We start from the raw sequence: 23732 nt of genomic DNA, 5'->3' as shown, positions 1-23732 counted from the left end.
GTACGGACGGATCGATTCCGTGTGCAATACACGCTAGCCGACAAACTCAATTGCCCAAGTCGCGACATTTGGCGCTATCATTACGTCAAATGTCGTATGGAGGTAATTGGTATGCCCGCAGCGAATCAAGCAGACAAGCCAACCGTCAAATCCACAGAAAAAGCAGTCGTGGTGATGGGGCGCAAGAAGGTCATCAAAAAGCCTGTTGAGGTGCTGTTACATGGCCGCAAAGGTGACACGCGCATGTTGATCATCCGGTACACGCAGGAAGGCTTCAACCTGAGCGACGTCAGGGACATGCTTTCTACATCAACTCTTTACATGGAGCACGGCCTTGTTCAGCGAATCACTGGGAAGTCCGTCAGGACAGTCCAGCGCTTGGTGAAAGAGACCAAGCCGGTACGACTGAACCAGCAGCAGAGCACTGTTGCCTTCCAATATGCGCAGACCCTGGAGCACGCCACCAACGTGTTTGGCAATCAGCAGTTGGCTGAGGACTGGCTGAAGAAGCCCTGCAAATACCTCGACGGTAATGTCCCGCTGGAGCTGATCGACAACTCGCTTGGCTTCCAGGTGGTAGAGGACTACCTGACCCGGATTGAACACGGGGTCTACCAATGAATCCTTTGCCCTGGGACGGAAAGTGGCACGCTTGGCGCCTTGACCGCGAGGTCTACAAGGACACGTGGGACAGTGGCATTGGTGCGCAAAGATCCGGTGGTCGATGGAACCCTCCCGGCCGCCGGGTTATTTACGCTTCGGCCGACCCGTCCACTGCCATCCTGGAGGTCGCGGCCCACGTAGGCTTCGATACTCTCGATATGGTGCCTCACGTGCTGACCTGTTTCGAAGTGCTAGATCCGGAACTCATTAACGTTGTTCAACCTGAAGATGTGCCGAACCCGAACTGGCTCATCCCGTCTCAACCCTCGCCCAATCAGCAACAGTTTGCTGATCAGCTGCTAGCCCAGCATCCGTTCTTGCTCATCCCTTGCGCGGTCACTCGTCATTCGTGGAATTTACTGGTGAGCTGCGACTTGGCCGCAGATAAATTCAAGCTTGTCTCTCAGGAGCGCTTCGGCTTAGACACCCGTTTGCTCAAGAAATCCTGAGACTCACCTAACCGGGTAGCTTTTCGGTTCCAGGAAACATCACTGCTAATGGATATGCCACCAGCAGCGGGTCACCTGGTCTTTACGCCTAATTTTACTTCTGAGCTTCCAGTTTCGTCAGAAAATCTCGAATGTTGTTCTGTACGGCCCGATTGACTGATTCCTTGGCACGGACGATACCCGCGAAGGCGTAGCCAGGAGGGACGACTCCCTTGGTGGTTATCGTTTCTTCGAGCAAGGTTTCGCCCGTTTTCCGATTTACCAGCAGGTACTTTGCGGAAGCATCAGTGACCATGGTCACCCCAGCTGCCGGCGAATCCAGTTCCTGGATTTTGACGAAAAGATTCACTTTTTTTGTCGACTCGTCGTCGAACACTGAGCTTTTGTTAACGGCCTCTACAACTGCCCTTTCCCAGAGTTCGGGAATCCCTTCACCATCAGACGGCACATCCCCTGTTTGCTCATTTGGCGCAGAAAAGGAAACGGATACTGCGCGAAGGTCCGCATCCATCTTGTGAGTCGAGGGCGAAACGCTTTGTACGGAGAAATTCAAAGGTGGAACAGATGTGCACCCGTTTAGCATAGCGACCAGCAATGTCCCGACGGCAATCCTTGAGTGCATCCCTGTTTCCTTTCTTGAAAATGAGATATGGCTATTTAGCATTACGCATCGCACCAGACAGGCCGGTTTCGACGCTACAGAGTTGAGAAATGGCTGCCCGGCGCGGATTCAGATTAAAAAAGGCCGGTGTGTCGCGGCCCCTATCAGGATAGCAGGCCGATTGGGCTCTGTTGATTTGGTTCAGCCCTTCGCTTCTTGATTCTGATTTCAACGCGTTGGACATGTACGAAGCCAGTCGAGAGGTGGTGGCCAAGGCCATCACAGAGCCGGGTTCAAAAGCTCGCAACCAGCGTGGCGTATTGGGTGGGGCACAAAGCTTAGTGCGAAGTCCCTTCCGCAAACTCAATCTTGTTGCCAACATTGTACTTGCCCGACGGCTTGTTCATCGGTATCCGTTTGATCTCCTTGAGGCTGTTGCTGTCGTAAACAATCAGCGCACCCTCGGTGTCCCAAATGCTCAGCAGCAGGTAACGCCCATCGCGAGTGAACTCGACATGGGCGGCGGTCTTGCCGGGCATCGGGCGCAAGGTATGGGCGATTTCCAGGGTCTGTTTGTCGATCAGGTGGATCGCATCGTTGTCGGGCCCGAAGAACACGTCGGTCCAGGCATACCGTGAGTTGAGGTGACTGCGCATAAAGAAGCCCGGCCCCAATGTCGGAATTTCCTTGAGCAGCTTCCAGGTCTTGAAGTCGATGACCGAGATCAGCCCCTTGCTGATATTCGGCGTGGCGAACACCCACTGGCCGTTGCGTTTCCAGTAGGTACCCGAGCCCAGATGTGGCATGCCCGGCAGCGGTATGTCGGTGACCACCTGGCCGCTGTCGAGGTCGACCACCTGACCGCCCTGAGCCTTGCGTGAAGTGGCCAGCAACTGTCGGTAGTCCGGCGAAAAGGAAAAGTCGTCCAGATAGTCCTGAGCATTGATGCGTCGCGGTTCGAAGTCCGCTTTGCCGGCGTACGACAGCTCCCAGACTTCCTTCACGTCCTTGAGCGCGACGATGAAACTCTCGCGCGGCGGCGCGGTGTAGACCGCACTGACCCGTGACGCTTTACCGTCCTGGCCGATCACCGGAATGGTTTTGACCAGCGACAGATCGCGGGCATCGAGCAGCACCAGGCTGCCTGGCAGATAGTTGCCCACCAGCACCCAGCGTCCATCCTTGCTCACCGCCAGGTTGCGGGTGTTGAGTCCTGCGCGCACCTCGGCGATCAGTTTCAGGTTGTGCAGGTCATACAGGCTGATCCAGCCGTCGCGGGAGGCGAAGTAAACGAAGCGGCCGTCCGGCGAGAACTTCGGCCCGCCATGCACGGCAAAGTGCGAAGCAAAGCGCGCCAGCACTTCAAAGCGATCGCCGTCGAGGATGTTGATGTGATGGTTGCCGGCCTCCACCACCACGAACAGGTTCAGCGGGTCGACGCCATGCTGGGGAGTGATAGGTAGCTTGTTGATGTCGGCGAGCAGGCTGTGACTGGCCCGAATCTGCTCATCGTTCCAGGTGGGTGAAGTGGCGGGTGCTTGCTGAAGGTAGTCCACCAGCGCGTCGATCTGTGCCGGATTGAACACACTGGAATACCCGGCCATCTGGCTGGCCGGGCGGCCGCTTTGAATCACCCGGCGAATTTCATCGGGTTTGATCCGGCCGAGGCTCTCCGGTAGCAACGCCGGTCCCGCGCCGCCGAGGCGGTTGACGCCATGGCAGCTCTGGCAATGCTGCTGGTAGTTTTGCGCAGCTTGTTCAAGCGAAGCAGCAGAATTCGGAGTCGCTGCGGCGCCATGGGCCGCACTGATCCAGAGCAATTGGGCAAGCACCAGTCGCCTCATACCGCCACCTTGGCGGGGCGTAGCGGCGACTGAGCGGGGTAAATGCGCGCCGGGTACTCCAGCTGCTCGGCGGCGAACAGATCGACCACTTTGCCGATCACGGTCAGTGTCGGAATGCCTTGGGGGCAGTCCAGCGCCAGGGTCGGCAGTTGTTGCAGTGTGCCGCGGGCGACGTGCTGGTCGGGGCGGGTGCCGTTGCTGATCAGCGCCGCCGGTGTGTCGGCAGCCAGGCCGGCTTCGATCAGGCGCTCAGAGATGAGCGCAAGGTTCGCCAAGCCCATGTAAAACACCAGGGTCTGGCTGCTGTCCGCCAGGCTGCTCCAGGGCAATTTCAACACGCCATCGCGTTGTAAATGGCCGGTGATGAAACGACAGGAGTTGACCAGATCGCGGTGGGTCAGTGGAATCCCCGCGTAAGTGCTGCAGCCTGACGCGGCGGTAATGCCCGGAACCACCTGACAGTCAATGCTGCGCTGGAGCAAGTACTGCAGTTCCTCGGCGCCACGGCCGAAAATGAACGGATCGCCACCCTTGAGCCGAACCACGCGCTGCCCCTGATCGGCGAGGTCGGCGAGCAGTTCGTTGATCTGTTCCTGAGGCAGGCTGTGGCAACCGCTGGCCTTGCCGACGTAATGCCGGGCGCAGGTCTGGGGAATCAAACTCAGCAGCTCGGGGCTGATCAGCCGGTCATAGACCACGGCGTCGGCCTGCAGCAACAGGCTCCAGGCGCGCAGCGTCAGCAGGCGTGGGTCACCGGGGCCAGCGCCGACCAGGGCAACTTCGCCCGGTCTGAACGGGGACTCAAGCGCGGCAGGTAAAACAATCGATGGATGCATGGGACTTCCTTGGTTCTTCATCAGGTTTACCGGCCCCATCGTTTGCCAGAGGGTTCGCCGGCCAGGCTATTCAGTAGATCGTGCAAGGAATGGTCGGTAACGGCTGCACGCCGATTTCTTCATCGCTGAGGTGGCAGCCGGGGTCCTGGCCCCAGAGATCGCCTTCGGCCCAGGCGCGGGTGCGGGTATTGCCGTTGCAGATGCTCAGCCAGCGGCATTGCCCGCAGCGCCCGCCGACCGCTCGCGGATGCTTGCGCAGCTGCTGCAACAAGGCGTCAGGCCGGTCCAGCCAAAGGGTGCGGAACGCGGTGTGCCGGACATTGCCGACCGAGTGCTGCCACCAGTAGGTGTCCGGGTGGACCTCGCCGGTGTTGTCGATGTTGGCGATGCCGCTGCCCGAAGCGTTGCCGCCCCAGGCGCGGAGCATCTGTTCCAGTCGGGGGTAATGCTCGGGTAGACGCAGGCCGACCCATTGCAGCAACAGGATGGCGTCGGCATCGTTGTTGCCGCTGACAAAATCGCTGTCGCGGCCCAGCTCGATGTCCTCCCAGGCCCGCTCGAAGATCAGTGTCATCGCCTCGCGACTCATCTGCTGCCGGGCGTCGAGCTTGCGGCTGCGTTTGCCGCGACCGCTGTAGTTGAGGTGCGACAGATAGAACTTCTGCACGTCGTACTCGCGCATCAGCGCCAGCAACTGGGGCAGCTGCGCATGGTTCTCCTGGGTCAGGGTGGTGCGCAGGCCGACGCGGATGCCTTGTTCACGGCAGAGCCGGATCGCCTGCATGGAGCTGGCGAAGCTGCCCTTGAGCTGGCGAAACGCATCATGGGTGGCTTGCAGGCCGTCGATGCTGATCCCGACATAGTCGAAATTCGCCGCGCTGATCTGCGCGATATTCTGCTCATCGATCAGCGTGCCGTTGGTGGACAGGGCGACAAAGAAGCCTTTGTCTCTGGCGTGGGCGCTGAGCTGGAACAGATCGTCGCGCAACAGCGGCTCGCCACCGGAAAGAATCAAGACCCGTACTCCTGCGTCGTGCAGGTCGTCGATCACTTTAAGTGCAGCGGCGGTGTCCAGCTCGTCGCGAAAGACGCTGTCGGCCGAGGTGGCGTAGCAGTGTTTGCAGGTCAGGTTGCAACGCCTGAGCAGATTCCAGATCACCACTGGCGCTCGGGTGCTGCCCGGCGGGCTGGTTCGAGGGGCGGGACTCTGGCCGGCCAGGGCACGCAGGTAATGGCTGATCCTCAACATGCAACTCTCCTTGAGTGCGCGCTTGTTCAGCGTGGCGCTGGCGGTAGCCGCAAACCGGTTTTTTTCAGGATGCGGCTGCTCACCAGCATCTCGTCGGCAGCACAGGCGTCGCCCAGCAAGCAGCGCAGGTGCTCGCGGTAGCTGTCGATTTCGTCGCTGCTGCGGCCATGGACCATGGCGAACAGGTTGTAGCGCCACGCAGTTCGGCGCGGCCGGCGATAACAGTGGCTGACAAAGGGTTGCGCGCCGATCAACGCGCCGAGACGCGGCATGTCCGCGTCGAGCACATCCCAGACCGTCATGCCGTTGTAGCGATAGTCCAGGCGATAGTGGTTGGGTACGGCGGCGATACGGCGGATAGCGCCCTCGGCCTGTAGCCGCTGGAGCAAATCCAGGGTGGAGTCGATGCTCAATCCCAACTGCTCGGCGAGCCAGGCCCAGGGATCGTCCAGCAACGGCAGGCCGGCCTGGGTCAGCTCGATCAGCCGGTAGGCCAGCGCGTCTTCAGACCGGGAAATACAGACCGACATGGTAGGTCTCCTCTTTGGGCAGGTTGAGCAGCGGCAGGCCGGTCAGGGTTTCGATGCGTTGCAGGGTCTCGGCGATGCCCTGCTGCGTCGGACAGCCGAGTACGAACCACATGTTCCAGGCGTGTTCGCGACGGTAGTTGTGCGCCACTTCAGGCATGCCATGCAGCAGTTCGGCGACGTCCTCGAAGCGCTCTTCCGGGACCGCCAGCGCCGCGAGGGTGAAGGCGCCGCCCAGCCGCTCGATGTCGAACATCGGGCCGAAGCGCGTGAGAATGCCGTCATCGAGCAATTCATGCAGGCGGTCGAGCAATTCGGTACTGCTGCTGTCGAGTTCCTCGGCCAGCACCCGCCAGGGATGGCGTACCAGCGGCAGGCCCAGTTGCAGTCGGTTGATCAATCGACGGTCGAGGTCATCCATGGGGCGGTGCTCCTGTCGGTGCTTGGGCAAAACGCCCGCCGCATTGTTTGAACACTTGGGTGCTGAACAGCAGTTGATGGGGCAGGTCGCTCAGCAGATGGGTTTCCAGCAACGTCTGGATCTGTGCCTCGACCCGATCCCGTTGCCGACCGTGAACCATACAGAACAGGTTGTATCGCCATTGCGGCAACCGCCGTGGCCGTTGATAGCAGAGGGTAATGCCGGGCGAGCGCCCCAGGCGCTGGCCGACTTCGTCGATCAGCGCATCTGGAACGTCCAGCACCAGCATGGCGTTGGCGGCAAAGCCGACTGCGCGGTGATTGAGCACCAGGCCCACCCGGCGAAAGAGCCCTTGCTCGCGCCATTGACGCATTTGCTCGAGCACCTGGGTTTCGTCGGCGTTTATCTGTTGGGCGAGAGCCTGGTAGGGACGCGGCACCAATGGCAAACCGGTTTCCAGTCGCCGGCGCAGTGTCAGCGCTTGTTCAGCATTCAAGCCCGCGTTCATGACACATCTCCCAGGGCAAAGCCGAGGTCGATGCGGTAGGCGGTCAGCATCGGCAAGTCCAGCGGCGTGAGGCCGGTGTCTTGCTCCAGTTCGTCGAGCACTCGTTCGAGGTGTTGGCGATCGGGGCCGGTCAGTACGAACCAGAGGTTGTAGTGATGTTCCCGTGCATAGTTGTGATTGACCTCGGGATAGCGGCTGACGCGCTCGGCGACCTGCTGCAGGCGTTCGGCGGGCACGGCCAGGGTGGCGAGGGTGCTGGCGCCGGCGTGGCGGTGTTCGAACACCGGACCGATCCGTGACAGGATGCCGGCCAGTTCCAGGTGTTGCAGACAGGCCAGCACCTCGGCTTCGGTGCAACCCAGGGTGTGCGCCATTTCCTTGTAAGGTTCCGGGCACAGCGGCATGCCATGCTGGAAGCGGTCGATCAGGCGGCGGCTGAGTGGGTCAAGTTTCATTTCAATACCCCATTTTCTGCGCGCGGCTGCTGAAAAAGATCCCGCTCGGTTTTGTTGCCGGCAGGGTGGTCAGCTGTTTCAGGCGGTACGGGTCCCAGACCTGAACCTGATCGCCGTCGCGTAACGACAGCCACAGCTGATCGCCACGGGCGGTGAATTCCATATGCAGCACCGCCGGTCCCGGCTGCAGATCGGCGACCACGGCGTGGGTCTCGGTGTCGATGACCTGAACCCGGTCGTTGTCCGGGTAGGCGAAGTTGACCCAGAGCTGCCGACCGTCCGGCCGCGAAGTGACGAACACCGGTTGCCCGGCCACCGGGATCACCGCGGTCTGCTGCCAGTTACGCGAGTCCATCACCAGCACTTGATGACGCCCGACGGCGGGCACGAAGGCCTGATTGTCGGCGACTGCCCAGCCTTCCAGATGGGGCATCTTGTAGACCGGGAGTTTTGTCTGACCGCGACCGTAGTCACCGAGCACCCGCTGCACCCCGCGTTCCGGGTGCCAGAGGTCGAGTTGAGCCATGCCGTCTTCGCCGAACAGTCCGGCCATGTAATAACGCCCATCCGGGGTGATCAGGGCGTCGTAGGGTTGTTGGCCGATGTTCTTGAAGCGGCTGATCTGCGGCGTGTTGCCCTGACTGAAATCGGCGCTCCAGATCTCGCCGGTATCGAACAGGCTGAACACAAAACGTTGCCCGGGCGCATCCACCAGCCCGACCACCCGCGAACGTTTGATCCCATCAGGCAGCAGCGTGGCAGGAATATCGGCCACCTGTTGCAGGGTGGCGGCATCGAACACCTTGACGCCACCGGGCACGTAATTGGACACCGCGATCAGCTTGCCGTCCTGACTGATGGCACCGCCGATGCTGTTGCCGCCCTGGATAATCCGCTGGTCGATACGCCGGGTCAGCAGGTCGATTTTGCTCAGCCCGCCGTCGCGGCCGAACACGTAGGCATAGCGCTGGTCGCGGGAGAACACCACCGAGGCATGGGACAAATCACCGAAACCCTCGAGTCGGGCGAGGGCGGTCCGGGTGTCGCTTTCGATGATTTGCACGCTACCGCTGGCACGTTCCACCACCACCCCCAGATCGCCGGTGCCACGCAAGGGTGGCTGAGCGCAGGCGGACAACAACAGACCGATCGCCGCTGACAGCAGGATTGAACGGATCATGGTGCGGGATATCCTTGGAGAAGAAGATCGATCAGCCAGCGAATGTCGTCGGGACTGAGCAACGGGCCCCAACCGGGCATCGCGGTGCCGGGTCGGCCCTGGGTGACGGTGGCAATCAGGTTGTCCGTGGATTGACCGGCCAGCGCTTCGCGGGTCAGTGCGGGGCCGAGCCCGCCGGTCATGCGCAGGCCGTGGCAAGCGCCGCAGTCCTGGGCCAGCAGCTGTTCGAGTTGTGCCTGACGCTTGACGTCGGGCGCCGCAACCGCGGTTGCGCAAAAAATCAGCAGGAGGGCCGCCAAAATCGCAGCGTGTCGGTAAACCTTCATGACGCCCTCCCTGTCGTTATTTGAGAGTCAGTACCCAAGCCGCAAGAACCTTCGCTTCTTCCTCAGTCACCGGGTTTGCCGGCATTGGCATCGGCCCCCAATTGCCTTGCGTGCCTTCCTTGATATGTTTAGCCAAGGTCTCTTGCGCACCGGCAACGCCGGCGTTCTTGGCCGCGACTTCCTTGAGCGCAGGGCCGACTACCTTGGTGTCGATGGAGTGGCAGGCTGCGCAGGGTTTGCTCTTGAACAGCGTCGGGCCGTCTTGTGCCAATGCCGGTTGCAGGCTCAGCGCAGCGGTCAGGGCGAACAGTGGAATCAGGATATTTTTCATCAGGTTCTCTCGTATTGATGGAGCTCAATAGATGTCGTGTTGGGTGTTGTAGACGTTGAATTTACCGGTTGGGGTAATCAGTCTCTTGTCCTTGATCACTGTTTTGAGCTTGAGCGTCTTGTCGTCGATCACCACCAGCGCCGATTCATCTGCCTGGCCGCTCCACACGGAGAACCAGACTTCATCGCCGGCCTTGTTGTATTCCGGTTGCACGACCCGCATGGCTCCCTGCTTGATACCGGCGTACTCGGCGATGGGCAGCACGGTGTAGCCGCTGTCGAGTTTGTCGATGTTGAAGACCGCTACGGACTGGCTGAGTTTGGCGTCCGGGTTGAGGGTGGTGTCGACATACAGGTGACGGGAGTTGGGGTGGGTCTTGATAAACAGCGATCCGCCGCCCTGGCCCTTGAGTGAGGCGACCTGTTTCCAGGCGTATTGCGGGTGTTTGGCCGGGTCGGTACCGATCAGCGAGATGCCGTCATCACCCAGATGGCTGGTGGCCCAGACGGGTCCGTAGGTGGGGTGATTGAAGTTGGCGCCGCGACCGGGGTGAGGGGTTTTGCCGACCTCCACCAGCGCGGTCAATTTGCGCTCCTTGGAGTCGATCACGGCGACCTTGTTGGAGTTGTTGGCAGCGGTCATGAAGTAGCGGTGACTGCTGTCCCAACCGCCGTCATGCAGGAAGGGCGCAGCATCGATGTAGGTGACGGTGAGGTTTTTGATGTCCTGGTAATTGACCAGCATCACCTTGCCGGTTTCCTTGACGTTGACGATGAACTCCGGCCATTCGTGGGAGGCGATGATCGCCGCGACCCGGGGTTCGGGGTGGTATTCCTGCTTGTCGACGGTCATGCCGCGAGTCGACACGATCTGTTTGGGCTCCAGGGTCTCGCCGTCCATGATGGTGAACTGTGGCGGCCAGTAGGAACCGGCGATGGTGTATTTGTCTTCGTAGCCCTTGAACTTGGAGGTTTCCACCGAGCGCGCCTCGATGCCCACTTTGATCTCGGCGACCTTGGTCGGCTCCAGTGGCCACAGGTCGATCATGTCGATCCTGGCGTCTCGACCGATCACCAGCAGGTAGCGTCCGGAGGCGGAGATACGGGAGATGTGCACCGCATAGCCGGTCTCGATGAGTTTGACGATCTTCTTGCTCTCACCGTCGATCAGGGCGATTTTGCCGTCATCGCGCAACGTCACCGAAAACAGGTTGGGCAGGTTAAGTTTGCTCAGCTGCTTCTTCGGACGATCCTCGGGTTTGACCAGCACTTTCCAGGTTTTCAGCGTCTCGGCCATGCCCCATTCCGGCGGCGTCGGCGGCGTGTGCTGAATGAACTTGGCCATCGCTGTGATCTGTTCCTTGGTCAGCGCATTGGACGTCCCCCAGTTCGGCATGCCGGCCGGCGAGCCATAAGTGATCAAGGCTTCCAGATAAGGCTGGCCGCGGCCTTGAGTGATGTCCGGGGTCAGCGGCTTGCCGGTGGCCCCTTTGCGCAGCACCCCGTGACAGCCCGCGCAGCGCTGGAAATAAATCTCCTTGGATGAGTCGAACTCGGCCTGGCCAAGGTCGGGCGCTCCCGCTGTTTTGACCATGGGCGGGTTTGCCGCGGCGGCGGGCTCCTCGGCTCTGGCGGCGTGAGTCACGGCCAATGCCAGTGCCGAGCACAGGCTGGCGACGGTCAGAGCAAAGGTTTTTCTATTGCTGATCAGCATTCCATTTCTCCTCAGGCGAGACCTTTGCGATGCGCTGAAACGGCAGCACAGAGCGCAGGTTCTTAGTGCCATGCAAGGCTATGCCCCGCAGGCCAATGCTCGCTTGACCGCGATCAAGTTTGCCGGCCACGTCGCTTGCCAGGTTGTCGCAGGCGCCCGTAGCGTGGTCCTCAATCCCGCTCTTGCCTCAGGTGCCCCATGGACCGTACTCATTCTGCCGAACACAAGGCCGAACCCTTCTACCAACCGCTGAACAATGAAGAAGCGCTGTTCGAGCAAGCCTGGCGACATGGCATGCCGGTGCTGATCAAAGGCCCTACCGGCTGTGGCAAGACCCGTTTCGTCCAGCACATGGCCCATCGGCTGAAACTGCCGCTGTACACCGTGGCCTGCCATGACGACCTGAGCGCTGCCGACCTGATCGGCCGTCATCTGATCGGTGCCCAGGGCACCTGGTGGCAGGACGGGCCGCTGACCCGCGCGGTGCGTGAAGGCGGCATCTGTTACCTCGACGAAGTGGTCGAGGCGCGCCAGGACACGGTGGTGGTGCTGCATCCACTGGCTGACGATCGTCGGGAGCTGTTCCTCGAACGTACGGGGGAGGTGCTGCAGGCGCCGCCGTCATTCATGCTGGTGGTGTCTTACAACCCCGGTTACCAGAACCTGCTCAAAGGCATGAAACCCAGCACCCGCCAGCGCTTCGTGGCGATGCGCTTCGGCTATCCACCGGTGGCCGATGAAGAGCGCATTGTCGCCAGAGAAGCCCAGGTGGACGTCGCGCTGGCGGCGCAGGTGGTCAGGCTGGGACAGGCCCTGCGCCGGCTCGATCAACATGATCTGGAAGAAGTCGCGTCCACCCGGTTGCTGATTTTCACCGCGCGAATGATCCGCTCCGGCATGAGCCCGCGTGAGGCGTGCATGGCCTGTCTGGCCGAGCCGTTGAGCGATGATCCGCTGACCGTTGCGGCGCTGATGGGCGTGGTTGATGTCCACTTTGCCTGATATCACGGCCGCGTCTCCCGGTCATTTGCCGGGCGATCTGGCGATGTGGTTTTTCATCCTCGCCGAGCTCTCGGTGTTCGCGATCCTGATCCTCGCGTTCGCCGTGACCCAGGCACTGAAACCCCAGATGTTCAGCGAAAGCCGCCAGTTGCTCAACAGCTCCGCCGGGCTGGCGATGACCTTGAGCCTGCTCACCGCCGGGCTATTCGCCGCGCTGGCTCAGGAACAGGTCCGGCAATCGCGGGCCCGCCACGGCGCGCTGTTCCTGCTGGCGGCCTTGCTGGCTGCCAGTGTCTATGTGCTGTTGAAACTCACTGAGTACGCGCATCTGCTGGCCTGCGGGCTGGGCATGGAGCACAACACCTTCTTCACCCTGTACTGGATCCTCACCGGGTTTCATTTCCTGCATGTGCTACTCGGCATGCTGATTCTCGGCTGGCTGGCCGAGCGCTGCCGGCGTCGTCTGTACAGCGCCAGCAACCCCAGCGGGCTGGAGTCCGGCGTGCTTTATTGGCACATGGTCGATCTGATCTGGGTGCTGCTGTTTCCGCTGGTCTACGTGCTGAATTGACGAGGTTCTCATGTCCGCTTCCAGGGTTCTGCTCGCCTGCTGGACAGGGCTGGCTGCGCTAAGCGTATGCACCGTGGTGCTGGGGCATGCCGCAGCCACCACGCTACTGTCCATTGCCATCTTGCTGGTTGCCGTCGGCAAGGCCTGGCTGATCGCCGACGGCTTCATGGAAATGCGCCACGCGCCACGTTTGTGGCGCAGGTTGATGTTGAGCTGGGCGGTGGTTTTGGCGGCGGTGGTGGGGCTGGCGCTGGTGTCGGTCAATTAAGGTGTTTTGAGTCGAGCACCTACCTTGTGGCGAGGGAGCTTGCTCCCGCTCGGCTGCGAAGCAGTCGTAAAACCTGCCAATGCGGTCTCACTGAAGAAACGCATCGCCTGGTTTTGGGAGCGCTTCGCACTCCAGCGGGAGCAAGCTCCCTCGCCACAGGTAAGGTACCCGGCTTCTTGATGGGAACCAAAACCATCGGCGTTTCTTGATCGCCATCAAGCAGGTTTCGACCCTTCGCTTCCTAGAATGGACAGGCCAAGCAAAGAGGAAGCGACCATGTCAGAGACCTTCACTAAAGGCATGGCCAGGAATATCTACTTCGGGGGAAGCATCTTCTTCTTCATGATATTCCTGGCCTTGACCTATCACACCGAGCAGACATTTCCGGAACGCAGCAATGAAACGCTATTGAGCGAATCAGTGATACGCGGCAAGACGGTATGGGAGCACAACAACTGCATCGGCTGCCACACGCTACTGGGCGAGGGTGCGTACTTCGCGCCTGAACTGGGCAACGTGTTCAAACGGCGCGGCGGGGAGGAGGGTTTCAAGCCCTTTCTGCATGCCTGGATGAAAATGCAGCCGCTGGGCATACCAGACCGGCGCGCGATGCCTCAATTCAATCTGAGCGAACAGGAGGTGAATGACATCGCCGAGTTCCTCAAATGGACTTCGAACATCAATACCAATGGCTGGCCGCCAAACAAGGAGGGCTGAGTGATGAGTATTGCTAATCCGCATCTGAAATTCGCCTCGCAAGCCGTGGCCAAACCCTACTTCGTGTTTGCCCTGATGCTGTTTCTCGGTCAGATACTGTTCGGTTTGATCATGGGCCTGCAATACGTGGTGGGGGACTTCCTGTTCCCGATCATTCCCTTCAACGTGGCGCGGATGGTCCACACCAACTTGCTGATCGTCTGGATATTGTTCGGCTTCATGGGTGCTGCCTACTACCTGATTCCGGAAGAGGCCGACCGCGAACTGCACAGTCCCAAGCTGGCGATCATCCTGTTCTGGGTATTCGCCGCCGCTGGCGTGCTGACGATCCTGGGCTATCTGCTGGTGCCGTATGCGGGCCTGGCGAAGCTGACCCACAACGAGCTGCTGCCGACCATGGGGCGGGAGTTCCTGGAGCAGCCGACCATTTCCAAGATGGGCATTGTGGTGGTCTGCCTGGGCTTTCTCTACAACATCGGCATGACCTTGCTCAAAGGTCGCAAGACCACGGTCAGCATGGTCATGATGACCGGGCTGATCGGGCTCGCGGTGTTCTTCCTGTTCTCCTTCTACAACCCCGGCAACCTCGCCCGCGACAAGTTCTACTGGTGGTGGGTGGTGCATCTTTGGGTAGAAGGCGTGTGGGAACTGATCATGGGCTCGATGCTGGCCTTCGTGCTGATCAAGATCACCGGCGTGGACCGGGAAGTCGTGGAGAAATGGCTGTACGTGATCATCGCCATGGCGTTGATAACGGGGATCATCGGTACCGGTCACCACTTCTTCTGGATCGGTGCGCCTGAGGTCTGGTTGTGGGTCGGTTCGATCTTCTCGGCACTCGAGCCGCTGCCGTTCCTGGCCATGGTGATATTCGCCTTCACCATGGTCAAGAACCGGCGCCGGGACCACCCGAACCGTGCGGCCACGCTGTGGGCCAAGGGCACCACGGTAACCGCCTTCTTCGGCGCTGGCGTCTGGGGCTTCCTGCACACCCTGGCACCGGTCAACTTCTACACCCATGGTTCGCAGTTGACGGCGGCTCACGGTCACCTGGCCTTCTACGGTGCTTACGCGATGATCGTGATGACCTTGATCAGCTATGCCATGCCGAAACTGCGCGGGCTCGGCGAGGCGGCGGACGAACGTTCGCAGAACCTGGAGATCTGGGGCTTCTGGTTGATGACCCTGTCGATGGTGATGATCACGCTGTTGCTCACCGCTGCCGGTGCCGTGCAGATCTACCTGCAACGCTGGCCGGTCGATGGGGTCGCGTTGCCGTTCATGGCCACTGTCGATCATCTGCAAGTGCTGTTCTGGGCCCGTCTGGGCGCCGGCCTCGGTTTCTTCGCAGGGCTGATCTGCTACCTGTTCAGCTTCAAGCAGCGGGGGCGTGTGGCGATCACTGAAATGAATGCATCCGCCGTTCGTTCGTGAGTCAAGGAACACTCTAGAGGAGGGCGGCCCGGCTGGTACAGCGGGCCGTTTTACATTGGTTTTCAGAGGAAAAAAACCATGGCCTTTACCGTCGAACTGGAAGAGTGGGTCGGCAGTGTCTGGCATCGCTTTATCACCCGTCGCGCCAGCCCGGATTTCCCCGAAGCACGGGTCGAACTGGTCAGCCAGCAGCGACCGCTGGCGCTGTTGTTTCGCGCCATGGGCGGCGCCAGTGGCATCGGTGTGGAAGCCGCCAGCGACCGCGATCTGTTGTTGCGCCGCAACGTGCTGCAGCAGATCGCCGGTACCTGCAAACAAGTGCCATTGGCCTGGTGCGACGAGAATAATCTTCGTCTGCCGTCGAGCCTGGCGGTCTTCCCTGAAGTGGCATTGAACGAGGAACTCTACCGCTGGTTGGCATTGCTGGCGGCACAGGCTGGCCAGATGCGTCACTGGGGTAGAGACAACCAGCGCTGGACGCAAATGCTGTTGCGGCGTTATCCCGCGTTGCGCTCTCGCTACAAACGCCTGGTCGATGCCCATCTGCAATTGCGCCCGGATCCGGCTTCACTGAGCAGCGGCGAAGCGGCACTGGAGCGGGCCTTGTGCCAGGCGTTGCGCGAGCCGGGCAGTGTCGAGCATTTTCCCCGTAGCGAACGGGCGGCCTGGCCGCTGCCGTTGTGGTTGTACCCACCGCAGAACCTCGCCAGCCCGCAGGCTGCGGATCTCGAAGAGTCGCAAGACTCGGAAGATCATCTGGCCACGCCCCCCGGCGAGCAGAAAGGCGGACGCAAACGCGCCAAACGAATTGATGAAAGCACTAGCAAAGGCGGGCTGTTGGTGGTGCGTCTGGAGAACCTGTTCAGCTGGACCGAACACGTGGATCTGGATCGCTGGACGGATGACAGCGAAGATCCGGACGCCGCCAGAGTCGCCGACGACCTGGACGAATTGACCCTGTCGCGCACGCGTCTGCGCAAGGGCGGCGGCCTGAAGCTGCACCTGGATTTACCGCCGGCCGATGTCGACGATATTCCGCTGGGCGAGGGCATCAAGTTAGCGGAGTGGGACTATCGCAAACAGCAGATGCAGGACGGCTTCGTCAATCTGCAAATGATGCAGCCGCGTGACTGCGAGGCCCAGCCGCTGCCGTCACGACTCAAGGCGCAGGCGCACCGTTTGCGGCGCCAGTTCGAGCACCTGCGCAATGACCGTCAGTGGTTACGCCAGCAGCCTCAAGGGTCTGAACTGGACATGCAGGCCTGGCTGGATTTTCACGTTGAACGCCAGCATGGCCAGTGCGCCGAACGCGGCCTGTTCATGGAGCAACGCCAGACTCGTCGCGACCTGGCGTGCCTGTTGCTGGCGGACCTGTCGATGTCCACCGACGCCCACCTGAACGATGAGCATCGAGTGATCGATGTGATCAGGGACAGCCTGCTGCTGTTCGGCGAAACCCTGTCGGTGCTGGGTGACGACTTCGCGCTGTACGGGTTTTCCTCGCTGCGTCGCCAGCAGGTGCGCATGCAAGAACTCAAGTCCTTCACCCAACGTTATGACGACAACACTCGCGGTCGCATTCAGGGGCTCAAACCGGGTTATTACACGCGCATGGGCGCCGCGATCCGCCAGGCCACGCAACTGCTGGGTGGCTGCAAACGGCGGCGCAAACTGTTGCTGCTACTGACTGACGGCAAGCCTAATGACCTGGATCTTTATGAGGGGCGCTACGGTGTGGAAGACACTCGCGAAGCGGTATTGGAGGCGCGGCGCCAGGGGCTGACGCCGTTCTGCATCACCATTGATCGCGAAGCCGGTGACTACCTGCCCTATATGTTTGGCGCCAATGGTTACACCCTGATCCGTCAGCCCGAGCAATTACCCCTGCGCTTGCCGCAGTTGTATCGTCAGCTGACCCAGCCTTGATTTCTTTGGCCACGGCTACGGGGCGTGGCGACGTTGGCGTAGCAGCTGCCGAAGGCTGCGTTCGGCTCGGTCCGCGTTCGGGCGCAGCAGTCGTAAAACCCTGCACCTCGGTGTTTCAGATAAACCGCGAGCACAGGTTTTACGAGGACTGCGTCCTCGGACGCTGCCTCGTTCTACTCGACAGCTGCTACGCAGGGGGATGGTTGGATATCGTGGCGCGGCTCAGGAGATGCTGCGCGGCAGCCAGAAAAACATCGCAACGCAAAAGATCGTCAGGCCGACGCAGAACCACATGAAGCGGCGCAGCCGACGTTCTTCGGCGTGCTCGGCCAGCGCCGGCAGGGGCATGCCGCATTGGCGGCATTCGGTTTCCTGCGGCGCGTTGGCGTGTTGGCAATACAGACAGACGGGCATGGCACTCACTCGAACTGTTCCAGGCGCAGACGATCAAGAATGGCGATCTGACGACCATCCTGAGTAATGATTTTTTCATCGATCAAGCGGCGGATGATCCGCGAAAACGTCTCCGGCTGGATCGACAGATGCCCGGCAATCAGTTGCTTGGCCATTGGCAGTTCGAACTGGCTGTCAACGGTTTGCAGGCGCACCAGCTGCGTCAGCAGATAACGCACGACCCTGTGGGTCGCGTTTTTCAGCGACAGCGTTTCGATCTCGTTGACCCGCTGGTGCAGGCGTACGCAGAGCTTGCCGAGCAGGGCGAAGGTCAATCGACTATTGCTCTGCAACAGGCGCATGTAGGTGCTGTTGGACAAGCGGTAGAGCTGAGTGGGACAGATCGCTTCGGCCGAGGCCACATAGTTGGGCGTGTCCATCAGCATCATCGCCTCGGCGAAGGTTTGCCGATCGCCGATGACTTCAAACACCTTCTCCTGCCCATCGGGCGTCAGGCGATAGATTTTCACCGCGCCGGCAATCACGAAATAGAACGAGTCGGCCGGCTCGCCCTGACGGAACAACGGCTCGCCTTTGTCGATGCTCAGCAAGTGGCTGGTACTCATCAACTCATCCAGCTGTTCTTCATTCAGCGGCTCGAACAAATGATGACTGCGCAGAATCTGGTGATGTACTCGATGAAGCACCATAAAAATTCATCCTGATGGTTGAGAAGGGGATGGCGGTCAAATCAAACGAGGCCTAGAGAGACGCCGCTGGCCAAAGCCACGATTGAGGTTAAAACCACAAACCATGCCACTGGCTGGATGACTTTTTTCATGACGACTCCGGGTAATCGAGGGATCTTGGGGTGCTCATGGTTGAGCAAGACTCGGGCCATGGCCGCAGGCCCTTGTTTATTGGGGGTGTCAGGGTGTGGGGTGAAAAAGACCATGGGGTTTAGGGTTAAAAATACCTTCATGTGGTCATTTGTACCTTGGGTGCATGACACCTGTGGCGAGGGAGCTTGCTCCCGCTCGGCTGCGAAGCAGTCGTAAAACCGGCAGATGTGTTCTACCTGACGTACCGCGGATGCAGCTTTTAGGGCCGCTGCGCGCCCCAGCGGGAGCAAGCTCCCTCGCCACAGGGGGTCAGCGTTTGGCATCAAGGCACGCCCCTTGCAACCCCTTGTTCGACCACAGACGGTCAATTTAACCCTCTGGCAGTTTGCAAGCTTGATCTGTGACAAGTGCAGCTCATTGAGAATGCCCGATGATCGAACCGGGATTTACCCTCCGGCAGCAAGGTAGAGGAGTGGCTTTATGCAAGTACTTGACCGCCGTACAGCGATGGCGATTACGCCGCTGTTACGTCTGGCCTTTCGGCCGCTTTTCCTGGCGGGCTGCGTCCTGGCGTTGCTGGCCATACCGCTCTGGCTGGCAGCCTTCACTGGCGCGATTTCCGGTTGGCAGCCGGCGGGCGGTTGGCTGGCCTGGCATCGGCATGAGCTGCTGTTTGGCTTTGCGCTGGCGATTATCGCGGGCTTTTTGCTGACGGCCGTGCAGACCTGGACCGGTCGTCCGGGCATCAGCGGCAGGCCGCTGGCGGCTCTGGCGCTGCTGTGGTTGTTTGCGCGTCTGGCCTGGCTGGCGAATGTGCCGTGGCCGCTGCTCGTGGTTCTGGAATTGGCGTTTCCGTTGGCAGTGGCGGCGCTTATGGGCTTCACCCTATGGAAGGTGCGGCAGCAGCGTAACTATCCGATTGTGTTGGTGCTGCTGTTGTTGACCGTGGCCGACGGCTTGTCCGTGTACGGCCTGATCGAGGGCCATGAAGGCTGGCAGCGTCAAGGCGTGCTGAGCGGCATCTGGTTGGTGGCAGCGATGATTGGGTTGATCGGCGGACGGGTCATTCCGTTTTTCACCCAGCGTGGCCTCGGCCGGGTCGACGGGGTTGCCGCCTGGCCCTGGCTGGATCGTCTGCTGTTGATCGGCTCGCCGCTAGTGGCGCTGTTGTATGCCGCAGGACCTGCGCTTAATCCCAATGTCTGGGTCGGCCTGCTGTTCGCGGTGTTGGCGGCGGGGCATTGGGTGCGCCTGGTTCGCTGGCATGATCGGGCGCTCTGGCGAGTGCCGTTGCTGTGGTCGTTGCACCTGGCCTATGGCTGGTTGGCGGTGGCCTGCCTGGGGATGGCGCTGTGGCATTTCGGTGTGCCGGTGAACCCCAGTCTGGCGGTGCATTGCCTGACGATAGGCGCCATGGGCGGCTTGATCCTGGCGATGATCGCGCGGGTCAGCCTGGGGCATACCGGCCGTGCGCTGGAGCCGCCATCGGGCATGACCCTGGCGTTCATTTTGCTGAATCTGGGGTGTCTCAGTCGGGTGGTTTTGGTGCTGTTCTTGCCGTTGGGGGCGTTGTGGCTGGCAGGTCTGTGTTGGGTGCTGGCGTTTGCGCTATACGCCTGGCGCTATGGGCCGATGCTGCTGCGGGCCCGGGTGGACGGCCATCCAGGATGAGCAGTCGAATTGACGGAGGCTGGCGCTGATGTATCCCTTTTTACTGGTCACGCACTTGCTGGCAGCCACCGCCTTTATCGGCACGCTGTTTTTCGAGGTGTTCATCTGGCACTCCGCACGTCGACAGTTGGTGAACGGTGCGCAACTGACGGCGGATCAGGCGATCGCGGTGCGCTCGCGCAAGGTGCTGCATGGCGTGGTGTTGCTGCTGTATGGCGCCGGCATCGGGCTGGCGTGGCAGCATCGCGGTGTCTTGAGTCAGCCGCTGGCCAGCAGTTTTGGCACGCTATTGAGCCTGAAGATCATGCTGGCCTTGAGCATCATCGGGCATTACTTGCTGCTGGCCTATTGGCTGAAAAGCGCACGGCTGACCTCGACCCGCGCCAGCTGGATTCGCCGTAGCATCCTCGGGCACATGCTGTTGATCGTGATCCTGGCCAAGGCCATGTTCTATTGGCATGGCTGATGGCAGATTCGTTCAGCCCAAACGCTCCCCAATAAGAAAAAGCCGCGTCAACCGGTTGGCTGGCGCGGGTTGCTGGCAATCGGTCAATGGCGAGGGTTCAGGGCCTTGATGAACAGCACGTTGTTTTCCAGATGGATGTGCTGCATCAGGTCGTCCCTGAATTCCAGCAAGCCGCGATAAAGGGCGCGCCAGGTGTTGCAGGCATCGGCAGGCGGGGTGATGTTGTTGGTCAGGGCGAGCATTTTTTCCAGGGCTTCGCCATGTTGATCATGTTCGAAACGCAGGACCTGGATCGGCGGTGCTGCCTGAGGCCCCAGCCCTTGTTGCAGCATCGGGAAGAGCACTTGTTCTTCTTTGAGCATGTGGCCTTCGAGTTCTTGCTGCATGTCCCGCAGGTGATCGGCCAGGCCATTTGGGCAGGTGCTGCGCGCACCATGGACCTGCTCGACGCGGCGAGCCAGGCGGATCAGTTCCGGCAGTTGTTCGCGGTGGCGGGCGTGGTAGCGCGCCAGGATATGGGCGATCAACAAATCCTCGGGTTCGTTGCGCCAGTCGTGTTGGGTTTCACCGACGTCTTGCAGGGCGTGCAGAGCCTCGGCAATCAACAGCGGATCGAGGCCTTTGCCAAGGGCGGCTTCGCGCAGGCTTTTCTGCCCGCCGCAACAGAAGTCCAGATTGAAGGCGTGAAAAGTCCGGGTGGCGCCGGGAATGTCGCAGGCCAGTTGGCCGAGACTTTGTTCCAGAAGGGTCAGGCTCATCGGGATTCCTTTTAGGTTTCACAGGTTCCCCGGTCCTGTTGCATCCGGCATGCCAAACCTAACGCATTGAAAATGCTCGATTAATTTTTTGTTGTGGTGATGAGCACCCTGACGACTCAGGGTGAATCAAACCATAAAGGGTGGTTACTACCATGCTGCGTGAAAGCCTCGCCGCCGACTTGATCGTCGAGCTGCCCAATGCCGTGCGTTTGCAACGGCTGGTCCAGACCCTGCGCGAATACTTCAACAGTGGCGCCGTGGGCTTGCTGCGTCTGGACGACGACAGCCTGAGGCCGGTTGCGACTGTGGGACTGGTTCACGAAGCGCTCGGGCGCCGGTTTGTCATCGCCCAGCACCCTCGACTGGCGGCGATCATGGCGTCGCGCGAGCCGACCTGGTTCGAACCCGACAGTCGCCTGCCGGATCCCTATGACGGCTTGCTCGACGGCCATGCCGGCGAACCGCTGCCGGTGCATGACTGCATGGGCGTGAGCCTGTATGTGGAGGGGCGGATCTGGGGCGCGATCACGCTCGATGCGCTGCATGCCGGGACCTTCGACAGCCGCGCGCGGGAGGAGCTCAAGCGTTGTACCTTGCAGATCGAGGCCGCCGTGCGGGTGACCCGGCTCGAACAGGAGAACCGTAGCCTGCGTTTGTCCCGCAGTGATACTCAGGACGTGCGGATGCCCGCCGAAGATGGCGAGATTCTCGGTCAGAGCGAGGTACTGCGTCAGTTGCTCAACGAGCTGGAGGTGCTGGCCGATTCCGAGCTGCCGGTATTGCTGCTGGGGGAAACCGGGGTCGGTAAAGAGCTGTTTGCCCGGCGCTTGCACCGTCTTTCGCGCCGGCATCACAAGCCCCTGGTGCACGTCAATTGCGCCGCCTTGCCGGAATCGCTGGCCGAAAGTGAGTTGTTCGGGCACGTCAAAGGGGCATTTTCCGGGGCCACCAGCGATCGCGCCGGGCGTTTCGATGCGGCCAACGGCGGCACGCTGTTTCTCGACGAGGTCGGTGAGCTGCCGTTGAGCGTACAAGCGAAATTGCTGCGCACCCTGCAAAACGGCGAGATTCAGCGGCTGGGCGCCGACAAGCCGCTGCATGTCGATGTGCGGATCATCGCCGCGACCAACCGGCACCTGCCGGACAGCATCCGCGACGGCTTGTTTCGTGCCGATCTGTATCACCGCCTCTCGGTGTATCCGGTGCCGATTCCGGCCCTGCGCGAACGCGGTAACGATGTGTTGATGCTCGCCGGGTATTTCCTCGAGCTCAATCGGGCGCGGCTTGGCCTGCGCGGCTTGCGTCTGTCGCCAGCGGCCGAGCGCGCGCTGTTGGGCTATGCCTGGCCGGGCAATGTGCGGGAACTGGAGCATGTGATCAGTCGAGCCGCGTTGAAGCAGCTCAGCCGCGGTACCAGTCGCAACCTGATCATGACCCTGGAGCCTGAGATACTCGATCTCGACAGCGCGATGGGTTCGCCGGAGCCGGTTGCCGAGCTGGCCCTGGACGCTACCTCTGATGTGCCGTTCCAGCCCCTGAGCGAAGCCGTCGACGATTATCAGCGGGAAAAAATTCTCCACGCCTTGAGCCTGTCGGGGGAAAACTGGGCCAGCGCCGCACGGCTGCTGGAAGTCGATCCCAGCAATCTGCACAAACTGGCCCGGCGTTTGCGGCTCAAGTAAAGACCGACGGTGCATCATTGATGCTCGGTGTTGATGGTGGTCAAGGTGGTGTCGCGCCGTGCATCGCACACTGCGCAGAACCTTCCGGAGATCACCGCCATGCCCCTTTCCCTGGCTCAAATGCGTCGTAACTACACCCTGGATGGCCTGCAGGACAATCTGGCGCTGGACGATCCTCTGGCCTTGTTCCGACAGTGGATGCAACAAGCCCGCGATACCGAGCAACCCCCCGTCGAGGCCAATAGCATGGCCCTGGCGACGGTCGACAGTGAAGGGCGCCCACATTGCCGGATTCTGCTGCTCAAGGGCTTGAGCGATGAGGGTTTCACTTTTTTCGGTCATTACCAGAGTGACAAGGGTCAGCAATTGGCGGGCAATCCTTTTGCTGCCATGACCTTCTTCTGGCCCGGTCTGGAGCGTCAGGTGCGCATCGAGGGCCAGGTCTCCAGGCTCGATCCGCAGCTCTCGGATGCGTACTTCGACACCCGCTCCCTGGCCAGTCGTCTGGGCGCCTGGGCTTCGCCGCAAAGCCGTCCACTGGAAAGCCGGGCCGTGCTTGAATCCTTGCTGGCGCAAACCGCCAAGCGCTTCGTCGGCCAGACCATTCCACGACCCGAACAGTGGGGCGGCTACTGTCTGCGTCCTGAACGGCTGGAGTTTTGGCAGGGGCGTGCGGATCGATTGCATGATCGGCTTGATTACCGGTTGCAGCAGGGCGTGTGGCAACGAAATCGTTTGGCACCTTGAGTACCCATGAAAATGACACGCCGAACACAGAACTTGTGGCGAGGGAGCTTGCTCCCGCTGGGCTGCGGAGCGGCCCCAAAACCTGCCACCGCAATTCTTCAGGTAGAGCGCATCTGCCGGTTTTACGACTGCTTCGCAGCCGAGCGGGAGCA

Annotated in this window: 27 protein-coding genes; 12 read left to right on the top strand and 15 right to left on the bottom strand. The window is 60.8% G+C overall.

What is annotated here, in order from left to right; all coding sequences use genetic code 11:
• Nucleotides 1-174: 174 nt before the first annotated feature.
• Entirely contained in the window at nucleotides 175-621 is a 447-nt protein-coding gene (locus AC3I0A_RS15920; protein WP_489378512.1) for an Xre family toxin-antitoxin system antitoxin, read from the top strand.
• Nucleotides 618-1112: an RES family NAD+ phosphorylase gene (locus AC3I0A_RS15915; RefSeq protein WP_489372980.1), complete on the top strand. Its 495-nt coding sequence runs from the start codon at nucleotides 618-620 to the stop codon at nucleotides 1110-1112. Before AC3I0A_RS15920 ends, AC3I0A_RS15915 begins: the two co-directional genes overlap by 4 nt.
• A gap of 94 nt (nucleotides 1113-1206) precedes the next feature.
• On the opposite strand, the gene AC3I0A_RS15910 is transcribed toward AC3I0A_RS15915, so the two are convergent.
• The 12 genes from AC3I0A_RS15910 to AC3I0A_RS15855 form a co-directional block, all read right to left on the bottom strand.
• The gene (locus AC3I0A_RS15910; RefSeq protein WP_489372978.1) at nucleotides 1207-1623 is read right to left on the bottom strand and encodes a UDP-N-acetylglucosamine acyltransferase; all 417 of its coding nucleotides are present in this window, start codon (nucleotides 1621-1623) and stop codon (nucleotides 1207-1209) included.
• Between the two features lie 428 nt (nucleotides 1624-2051).
• A complete protein-coding gene (locus tag AC3I0A_RS15905) occupies nucleotides 2052-3557 on the bottom strand; it encodes a cytochrome D1 domain-containing protein (protein WP_489372976.1) in 1506 nt (501 codons plus the stop codon).
• A complete protein-coding gene (gene cobA / locus AC3I0A_RS15900; RefSeq protein WP_489372974.1) occupies nucleotides 3554-4393 on the bottom strand; it encodes a uroporphyrinogen-III C-methyltransferase in 840 nt (279 codons plus the stop codon). Before cobA ends, AC3I0A_RS15905 begins: the two co-directional genes overlap by 4 nt.
• A gap of 70 nt (nucleotides 4394-4463) precedes the next feature.
• Complete coding sequence (gene nirJ, locus AC3I0A_RS15895; RefSeq protein ID WP_489372973.1) at nucleotides 4464-5642, bottom strand: heme d1 biosynthesis radical SAM protein NirJ; 1179 nt, start codon at nucleotides 5640-5642, stop codon at nucleotides 4464-4466.
• A 26-nt stretch (nucleotides 5643-5668) separates the two neighbouring features.
• Nucleotides 5669-6172, bottom strand: coding sequence for a siroheme decarboxylase subunit beta (ahbB, locus tag AC3I0A_RS15890; RefSeq protein ID WP_489372971.1), 504 nt, complete (start codon nucleotides 6170-6172; stop codon nucleotides 5669-5671).
• Nucleotides 6147-6590, bottom strand: a complete 444-nt coding sequence (locus AC3I0A_RS15885; protein ID WP_489372969.1) for an Lrp/AsnC family transcriptional regulator — start codon at nucleotides 6588-6590, stop codon at nucleotides 6147-6149. The genes ahbB (AC3I0A_RS15890) and AC3I0A_RS15885 overlap by 26 nt, the downstream gene beginning before the upstream one ends.
• A complete protein-coding gene (gene ahbB / locus AC3I0A_RS15880; protein WP_489372968.1) occupies nucleotides 6583-7098 on the bottom strand; it encodes a siroheme decarboxylase subunit beta in 516 nt (171 codons plus the stop codon). Before ahbB (AC3I0A_RS15880) ends, AC3I0A_RS15885 begins: the two co-directional genes overlap by 8 nt.
• Nucleotides 7095-7553 carry an Lrp/AsnC family transcriptional regulator gene (locus tag AC3I0A_RS15875; protein WP_489372966.1) on the bottom strand — a complete coding sequence of 153 codons (459 nt, stop codon included), beginning with the start codon at nucleotides 7551-7553 and terminating at the stop codon, nucleotides 7095-7097. The genes ahbB (AC3I0A_RS15880) and AC3I0A_RS15875 overlap by 4 nt, the downstream gene beginning before the upstream one ends.
• A 1-nt stretch (nucleotide 7554) precedes the next feature.
• A complete protein-coding gene (locus AC3I0A_RS15870) occupies nucleotides 7555-8733 on the bottom strand; it encodes a cytochrome D1 domain-containing protein (protein ID WP_489372965.1) in 1179 nt (392 codons plus the stop codon).
• Nucleotides 8730-9059 carry a c-type cytochrome gene (locus tag AC3I0A_RS15865; protein ID WP_489372963.1) on the bottom strand — a complete coding sequence of 110 codons (330 nt, stop codon included), beginning with the start codon at nucleotides 9057-9059 and terminating at the stop codon, nucleotides 8730-8732. The genes AC3I0A_RS15870 and AC3I0A_RS15865 overlap by 4 nt, the downstream gene beginning before the upstream one ends.
• A gap of 16 nt (nucleotides 9060-9075) precedes the next feature.
• The gene (locus AC3I0A_RS15860; protein WP_489372961.1) at nucleotides 9076-9390 is read right to left on the bottom strand and encodes a c-type cytochrome; all 315 of its coding nucleotides are present in this window, start codon (nucleotides 9388-9390) and stop codon (nucleotides 9076-9078) included.
• Nucleotides 9391-9414: 24 nt separating this feature from the next.
• The gene (locus AC3I0A_RS15855; protein WP_489372960.1) at nucleotides 9415-11103 is read right to left on the bottom strand and encodes a cytochrome D1 domain-containing protein; all 1689 of its coding nucleotides are present in this window, start codon (nucleotides 11101-11103) and stop codon (nucleotides 9415-9417) included.
• A 198-nt stretch (nucleotides 11104-11301) separates the two neighbouring features.
• Between AC3I0A_RS15855 and AC3I0A_RS15850 the strand changes: the two genes are divergently transcribed.
• The 6 genes from AC3I0A_RS15850 to AC3I0A_RS15825 all read left to right on the top strand — a co-directional run bounded on the left by AC3I0A_RS15850 (nucleotide 11302) and on the right by AC3I0A_RS15825 (nucleotide 17021).
• Nucleotides 11302-12105 carry a CbbQ/NirQ/NorQ/GpvN family protein gene (locus AC3I0A_RS15850; RefSeq protein ID WP_489372958.1) on the top strand — a complete coding sequence of 268 codons (804 nt, stop codon included), beginning with the start codon at nucleotides 11302-11304 and terminating at the stop codon, nucleotides 12103-12105.
• Nucleotides 12089-12676, top strand: a complete 588-nt coding sequence (locus AC3I0A_RS15845; protein ID WP_489372957.1) for a cytochrome c oxidase subunit 3 — start codon at nucleotides 12089-12091, stop codon at nucleotides 12674-12676. The genes AC3I0A_RS15850 and AC3I0A_RS15845 overlap by 17 nt, the downstream gene beginning before the upstream one ends.
• A 10-nt stretch (nucleotides 12677-12686) precedes the next feature.
• Nucleotides 12687-12944, top strand: a complete 258-nt coding sequence (locus AC3I0A_RS15840) for a cytochrome C oxidase subunit IV family protein (protein WP_489372955.1) — start codon at nucleotides 12687-12689, stop codon at nucleotides 12942-12944.
• Nucleotides 12945-13220: 276 nt separating this feature from the next.
• A complete protein-coding gene (locus AC3I0A_RS15835; protein ID WP_489372953.1) occupies nucleotides 13221-13661 on the top strand; it encodes a c-type cytochrome in 441 nt (146 codons plus the stop codon).
• A 3-nt stretch (nucleotides 13662-13664) separates the two neighbouring features.
• Nucleotides 13665-15095 carry a cbb3-type cytochrome c oxidase subunit I gene (locus tag AC3I0A_RS15830; RefSeq protein WP_489372951.1) on the top strand — a complete coding sequence of 477 codons (1431 nt, stop codon included), beginning with the start codon at nucleotides 13665-13667 and terminating at the stop codon, nucleotides 15093-15095.
• Nucleotides 15096-15173: 78 nt separating this feature from the next.
• Complete coding sequence (locus tag AC3I0A_RS15825; protein WP_489372950.1) at nucleotides 15174-17021, top strand: nitric oxide reductase activation protein NorD; 1848 nt, start codon at nucleotides 15174-15176, stop codon at nucleotides 17019-17021.
• Between the two features lie 222 nt (nucleotides 17022-17243).
• On the opposite strand, the gene AC3I0A_RS15820 is transcribed toward AC3I0A_RS15825, so the two are convergent.
• Nucleotides 17244-17444, bottom strand: coding sequence for a protein DnrP (locus AC3I0A_RS15820; RefSeq protein WP_489372949.1), 201 nt, complete (start codon nucleotides 17442-17444; stop codon nucleotides 17244-17246).
• Nucleotides 17441-18124, bottom strand: coding sequence for a Crp/Fnr family transcriptional regulator (locus AC3I0A_RS15815; RefSeq protein WP_419117456.1), 684 nt, complete (start codon nucleotides 18122-18124; stop codon nucleotides 17441-17443). The genes AC3I0A_RS15820 and AC3I0A_RS15815 overlap by 4 nt, the downstream gene beginning before the upstream one ends.
• Before the next feature lie 612 nt (nucleotides 18125-18736).
• On the opposite strand from AC3I0A_RS15815, the gene AC3I0A_RS15810 reads away from it, so the two are divergent.
• Both AC3I0A_RS15810 and AC3I0A_RS15805 read left to right on the top strand, forming a co-directional pair.
• Nucleotides 18737-19927 (top strand): NnrS family protein, encoded by a 1191-nt coding sequence (locus AC3I0A_RS15810; RefSeq protein WP_489372948.1) that lies wholly within the window; start codon nucleotides 18737-18739, stop codon nucleotides 19925-19927.
• A gap of 28 nt (nucleotides 19928-19955) precedes the next feature.
• The gene (locus AC3I0A_RS15805; RefSeq protein ID WP_489372947.1) at nucleotides 19956-20393 is read left to right on the top strand and encodes a CopD family copper resistance protein; all 438 of its coding nucleotides are present in this window, start codon (nucleotides 19956-19958) and stop codon (nucleotides 20391-20393) included.
• An 83-nt stretch (nucleotides 20394-20476) separates the two neighbouring features.
• On the opposite strand, the gene ytfE is transcribed toward AC3I0A_RS15805, so the two are convergent.
• Nucleotides 20477-21151: an iron-sulfur cluster repair protein YtfE gene (gene ytfE, locus AC3I0A_RS15800; protein ID WP_489372946.1), complete on the bottom strand. Its 675-nt coding sequence runs from the start codon at nucleotides 21149-21151 to the stop codon at nucleotides 20477-20479.
• Nucleotides 21152-21303: 152 nt separating this feature from the next.
• Here ytfE and norR point away from each other — a divergent pair, with 152 nt between their 5' ends.
• On the top strand, nucleotides 21304-22833 hold the full coding sequence (gene norR, locus AC3I0A_RS15795) for a nitric oxide reductase transcriptional regulator NorR (protein WP_489372944.1): 1530 nt from the start codon (nucleotides 21304-21306) through the stop codon (nucleotides 22831-22833).
• Nucleotides 22834-22932: 99 nt separating this feature from the next.
• On the top strand, nucleotides 22933-23580 hold the full coding sequence (pdxH, locus tag AC3I0A_RS15790; protein WP_489372943.1) for a pyridoxamine 5'-phosphate oxidase: 648 nt from the start codon (nucleotides 22933-22935) through the stop codon (nucleotides 23578-23580).
• Nucleotides 23581-23732 lie beyond the last annotated feature (152 nt).

The sequence above is a fragment of the Pseudomonas sp. KH_024_B2 genome (assembly GCF_057839965.1).
This window is presented reverse-complemented; position numbering and strand designations above follow the sequence as displayed.

What these genes read in the sequence shown, in the direction of transcription:
- AC3I0A_RS15920 (WP_489378512.1), top strand. Translation starts at nt 175, where the DNA reads ATGGGGCGCAAGAAGGTCATCAAAAAGCCTGTTGAGGTGCTGTTACAT.
- AC3I0A_RS15915 (WP_489372980.1), top strand. Translation starts at nt 618, where the DNA reads ATGAATCCTTTGCCCTGGGACGGAAAGTGGCACGCTTGGCGCCTTGAC.
- AC3I0A_RS15910 (WP_489372978.1), bottom strand. Translation starts at nt 1,623, where the DNA reads ATGGATGCGGACCTTCGCGCAGTATCCGTTTCCTTTTCTGCGCCAAAT.
- AC3I0A_RS15905 (WP_489372976.1), bottom strand. Translation starts at nt 3,557, where the DNA reads ATGAGGCGACTGGTGCTTGCCCAATTGCTCTGGATCAGTGCGGCCCAT.
- cobA (WP_489372974.1), bottom strand. Translation starts at nt 4,393, where the DNA reads ATGCATCCATCGATTGTTTTACCTGCCGCGCTTGAGTCCCCGTTCAGA.
- nirJ (WP_489372973.1), bottom strand. Translation starts at nt 5,642, where the DNA reads ATGTTGAGGATCAGCCATTACCTGCGTGCCCTGGCCGGCCAGAGTCCC.
- ahbB (WP_489372971.1), bottom strand. Translation starts at nt 6,172, where the DNA reads ATGTCGGTCTGTATTTCCCGGTCTGAAGACGCGCTGGCCTACCGGCTG.
- AC3I0A_RS15885 (WP_489372969.1), bottom strand. Translation starts at nt 6,590, where the DNA reads ATGGATGACCTCGACCGTCGATTGATCAACCGACTGCAACTGGGCCTG.
- ahbB (WP_489372968.1), bottom strand. Translation starts at nt 7,098, where the DNA reads ATGAACGCGGGCTTGAATGCTGAACAAGCGCTGACACTGCGCCGGCGA.
- AC3I0A_RS15875 (WP_489372966.1), bottom strand. Translation starts at nt 7,553, where the DNA reads ATGAAACTTGACCCACTCAGCCGCCGCCTGATCGACCGCTTCCAGCAT.
- AC3I0A_RS15870 (WP_489372965.1), bottom strand. Translation starts at nt 8,733, where the DNA reads ATGATCCGTTCAATCCTGCTGTCAGCGGCGATCGGTCTGTTGTTGTCC.
- AC3I0A_RS15865 (WP_489372963.1), bottom strand. Translation starts at nt 9,059, where the DNA reads ATGAAGGTTTACCGACACGCTGCGATTTTGGCGGCCCTCCTGCTGATT.
- AC3I0A_RS15860 (WP_489372961.1), bottom strand. Translation starts at nt 9,390, where the DNA reads ATGAAAAATATCCTGATTCCACTGTTCGCCCTGACCGCTGCGCTGAGC.
- AC3I0A_RS15855 (WP_489372960.1), bottom strand. Translation starts at nt 11,103, where the DNA reads ATGCTGATCAGCAATAGAAAAACCTTTGCTCTGACCGTCGCCAGCCTG.
- AC3I0A_RS15850 (WP_489372958.1), top strand. Translation starts at nt 11,302, where the DNA reads ATGGACCGTACTCATTCTGCCGAACACAAGGCCGAACCCTTCTACCAA.
- AC3I0A_RS15845 (WP_489372957.1), top strand. Translation starts at nt 12,089, where the DNA reads ATGTCCACTTTGCCTGATATCACGGCCGCGTCTCCCGGTCATTTGCCG.
- AC3I0A_RS15840 (WP_489372955.1), top strand. Translation starts at nt 12,687, where the DNA reads ATGTCCGCTTCCAGGGTTCTGCTCGCCTGCTGGACAGGGCTGGCTGCG.
- AC3I0A_RS15835 (WP_489372953.1), top strand. Translation starts at nt 13,221, where the DNA reads ATGTCAGAGACCTTCACTAAAGGCATGGCCAGGAATATCTACTTCGGG.
- AC3I0A_RS15830 (WP_489372951.1), top strand. Translation starts at nt 13,665, where the DNA reads ATGAGTATTGCTAATCCGCATCTGAAATTCGCCTCGCAAGCCGTGGCC.
- AC3I0A_RS15825 (WP_489372950.1), top strand. Translation starts at nt 15,174, where the DNA reads ATGGCCTTTACCGTCGAACTGGAAGAGTGGGTCGGCAGTGTCTGGCAT.
- AC3I0A_RS15815 (WP_419117456.1), bottom strand. Translation starts at nt 18,124, where the DNA reads ATGGTGCTTCATCGAGTACATCACCAGATTCTGCGCAGTCATCATTTG.
- AC3I0A_RS15810 (WP_489372948.1), top strand. Translation starts at nt 18,737, where the DNA reads ATGCAAGTACTTGACCGCCGTACAGCGATGGCGATTACGCCGCTGTTA.
- AC3I0A_RS15805 (WP_489372947.1), top strand. Translation starts at nt 19,956, where the DNA reads ATGTATCCCTTTTTACTGGTCACGCACTTGCTGGCAGCCACCGCCTTT.
- ytfE (WP_489372946.1), bottom strand. Translation starts at nt 21,151, where the DNA reads ATGAGCCTGACCCTTCTGGAACAAAGTCTCGGCCAACTGGCCTGCGAC.
- norR (WP_489372944.1), top strand. Translation starts at nt 21,304, where the DNA reads ATGCTGCGTGAAAGCCTCGCCGCCGACTTGATCGTCGAGCTGCCCAAT.
- pdxH (WP_489372943.1), top strand. Translation starts at nt 22,933, where the DNA reads ATGCCCCTTTCCCTGGCTCAAATGCGTCGTAACTACACCCTGGATGGC.